Annotated in this window: 4 protein-coding genes; 3 read left to right on the forward strand and 1 reads right to left on the reverse strand. The window is 48.9% G+C overall.

Features of this window, described 5'->3' with window-relative positions; translation table 11 throughout:
- The 3 genes from atpA to Q0986_RS07980 form a co-directional block, all read left to right on the forward strand.
- Positions 1-973, forward strand: a 973-nt coding sequence (gene atpA / locus Q0986_RS07970; protein ID WP_299407556.1) for a F0F1 ATP synthase subunit alpha, incomplete at its 5' end; no start/stop codon positions are given.
- A 9-nt stretch (positions 974-982) separates the two neighbouring features.
- Positions 983-1936: a F0F1 ATP synthase subunit gamma gene (locus Q0986_RS07975; RefSeq protein WP_299407557.1), complete on the forward strand. Its 954-nt coding sequence runs from the start codon at positions 983-985 to the stop codon at positions 1934-1936.
- A gap of 200 nt (positions 1937-2136) precedes the next feature.
- Positions 2137-2271 (forward strand): pentapeptide repeat-containing protein, encoded by a 135-nt coding sequence (locus Q0986_RS07980; RefSeq protein WP_299407558.1) that lies wholly within the window; start codon positions 2137-2139, stop codon positions 2269-2271.
- A 113-nt stretch (positions 2272-2384) separates the two neighbouring features.
- Here the strand turns inward: Q0986_RS07980 and Q0986_RS07985 are convergent, their stop codons facing one another.
- Positions 2385-2960, reverse strand: coding sequence for a Uma2 family endonuclease (locus Q0986_RS07985; protein WP_299407559.1), 576 nt, complete (start codon positions 2958-2960; stop codon positions 2385-2387).
- Positions 2961-3375: the final 415 nt, after the last annotated feature.

Here is a 3375-nt window from a genome sequence, read left to right on the forward strand (position 1 = left end):
CACCATCCTCAACCAAAAGTCGGAAGATGTGATTTGTGTCTACGTCGCCATTGGTCAGAAAGCCTCTACCGTGGCTCAGGTGGTTGAAGTCTTAAGAGAACGGGGTGCTCTCGACTATACTGTCGTGGTTGCTGCCAACGCCAACGACCCGGCAACGCTACAATATTTGGCTCCTTATACTGGCGCAGCCATTGCTGAGTACTTTATGTACAACGGCAAGCACACCTTGGTGATCTACGATGACCTCTCCAAGCAGGCTCAGGCTTATCGCCAGATGTCTCTGCTCCTCCGTCGTCCACCCGGACGTGAGGCTTATCCTGGGGATGTGTTCTATCTCCACTCTCGCTTGTTGGAGCGTGCAGCCAAGCTGAGCCCTGAATTGGGTGAAGGCAGTATGACCGCCCTACCGATTGTGGAAACTCAAGCGGGTGACGTGTCAGCGTACATTCCTACCAACGTTATTTCCATTACCGACGGTCAGATCTTCTTGTCTTCTGACTTGTTCAACGCTGGTTTACGTCCTGCGATTAACGCCGGTATTTCCGTGTCCCGAGTGGGATCTGCCGCTCAAATCAAAGCGATGAAACAGGTCGCCGGTAAGCTGAAGCTGGAACTGGCTCAGTTTGCTGAACTAGAAGCATTCGCTCAGTTTGCCTCTGACCTAGACCAAGCCACCCAGAACCAGTTGGCTCGGGGTGCCCGTCTGCGGGAAATTCTCAAGCAGCCTCAATATTCTCCCCTACCCGTAGAAGAGATGGTTGCGGTGATCTATGCCGGTACCAATGGTTACCTGGATGATGTGCCCACGGATAAGGTTACGGAATTTGTTCAAGGTATGCGGGATGACCTGAAAGCTAACCATGGCAAGTATGGCGAGTTAGTCCGCAGCGAGAAGAAAATGGGTGACGAGGCCGAAGGAATTCTCAAAACAGCCATTGCTGACTTTAAGAAATCTTTTATGGCTGCGGTCTAGGAGGGAATTATGCCAAACCTCAAATCGATTCGCGATCGCATTTCGACGGTCAAGAATACTAAAAAAATCACCGAGGCGATGCGGCTAGTGGCCGCCGCCAAGGTCCGGCGGGCTCAAGAGCAGGTGACAGCAACCCGTCCCTTTGCGGACCGCCTTGCTCAAGTGCTCTATGGCTTGCAAGCTCGACTCAAGTTCGAAGAAGTGGAGTTACCCCTGCTACAAGAACGGGCTTTGCGTAAAGTCTGTCTCTTAGTGGTCACGGGCGATCGCGGTCTCTGTGGTGCTTATAACAGTAGTGTGATTAAGCGAGCAGAAGAACGATCCAAGGAACTGAAAGCCAAAGGGATTGACTATACGTTTGTTCTTGTAGGTCGGAAAGCGATTCAGTATTTCCAACGTCGAGAGCAGCCCATCGAAGCCACTTACGGTGGTCTGGAGCAAATCCCGACCGCTCAAGAAGCATCTGATATTGCCGATGAACTTTTATCGCTCTATCTATCAGAAGAAGTAGATCACGTTGAGTTAATTTACACTCGGTTTATCTCTCTGGTGAATTCTCGACCTGTAGTCCAGACTCTACTACCGCTCGATCCTGACGCGTTGGTTGTTGCTGAAGAAGATGAAGTCTTCCGGTTAACCACCCGTGGTGGGCAGTTTCAGGTGGAACGTGAGCGCATGGAGCGGGGAACTCCCCAGGAAATGCCTACGGACATGATCTTTGAGCAAAATCCCATTCAGATTCTGGATGCATTATTGCCGCTGTATCTGAATAATCAGCTTTTGCGGGCTTTGCAGGAATCAGCTGCCAGTGAATTGGCTGCTCGAATGACGGCGATGAATAATGCCAGTGATAATGCTTCTGAGTTGATCGGTACGCTGACCTTGTCTTATAACAAGGCGCGACAAGCGGCGATTACCCAAGAGTTGCTTGAGGTGGTCGGCGGTGCTGAAGCTCTGAACTAGGCTTTGCCCTAGCAGTCCGACTGCTCTTTTGATCTAAGTGTTTATTTTCCCCGTCAGCCCTGGTTCAGTCTCTGAATCAGGGTTTCCCCTATGGGCTGATAGCTGAAGATCTTTGTGCCAGGGGGGTTGAGGTTAAATGGAGTAGAGTCCTGGAGGAATTGGACCCCGGTGGGAATCATTGTATTTTGCGAGTTGTATTGATGACTGCTGAGGAATTGTTGGAGCGATATGCTGCTGGGGAAAGAGATTTCCGCCAGAGCAAACTGGAATATGCTGATTTGAGTGGCTTCACTTTGAGGGGATGTGATTTTACTGAAAGCCATCTCGAAAACTGACCTTTACTCAAAAAAGTGGACAGTCTTATTTAGCTTCCCATCACGGCTCGCTGCTTCATGAGCCTTTACAGACAATTTTTAAGGCTTGGCTACTTACCCAACACTATGTGTGCTCAGGGAGAGAGCTGTTCTAAGTTCTCATACAGTTGCGCGATCGCACAGGAAAAACCAATACTCTCGAAGGTAACGGCGTCCCCCGTCTGATAAATGGCTGGCACCCATAGATTGTCAGATTTACGTTGGAATCGTTCCACCAAAATCTGTTTTTGGTGAATCAGTACATATTCTTCCAGCGCTACAATCGATTGGTAATCAGAAAACTTATCTCCCCGATCAAAAGCCTCCGTTGAATCTGACAACACTTCAACCACTAGCTTGGGATGGAGAATAAAGTCTTGGGTGGAACTGCGGTCTCGTTCATCGCAGGTCACCGATAAATCTGCATAGTAAAACAGGTTAAGGGTGGGTAGTCGGACTTTCATATCCGTCGCATAGGCAATACAGCTAGTCCCACGCAGGTGATTCACCAGTAAGGCAGACAGATTGCCTGTAATAATGACATGGGCTTTACTCGCACCTGCCATGGCCACAATTTGCCCTTGCAGATATTCATGCTTAATGGGACTCACCCGTTCAATTTCTAAATAGTCTTCGGGGGTGAAGTAGGCATAACTTTTAGCAAGGGTCATAGTTCTCGCTTCAATATCCTGGGAGTGCGCTTACCCGTTGGTTTATTCACCCATAATAGCGAGAGTTCAGCTTACTGCAGTTGATGATGGATGATCGCTGGGTATTGGGGGTGCGATGCGCTTGAGGAAAAACCGTTGAGAGGGTTTAACTCAGATTCAAAATTTGGATCATCAGGGTTTCTCCTATGTGCTGACAGCTGAGAATAGTTGTGCCTGAGAAGTTGCGGTTAAATGGAGTGGAGTCCTGGAAGAATTGGAGCCAGGTGGGAACCATTGTATTTTGCGAGTTGTAGTGATGACTGCAGAGGAATTATTGGGAGATATAGTCAAATGTGGTGTATGAGAGAGCATCAGGCGACCTTCTCGCGATCTATTGAATTAGAGTCCTCCTCGATGTGTATACCATCGATAAACG

Origin of the sequence: Acaryochloris sp. IP29b_bin.148 (genome assembly GCF_028285565.1) — a bacterium.
Classification (GTDB): Bacteria; Cyanobacteriota; Cyanobacteriia; order Thermosynechococcales; family Thermosynechococcaceae; genus Acaryochloris.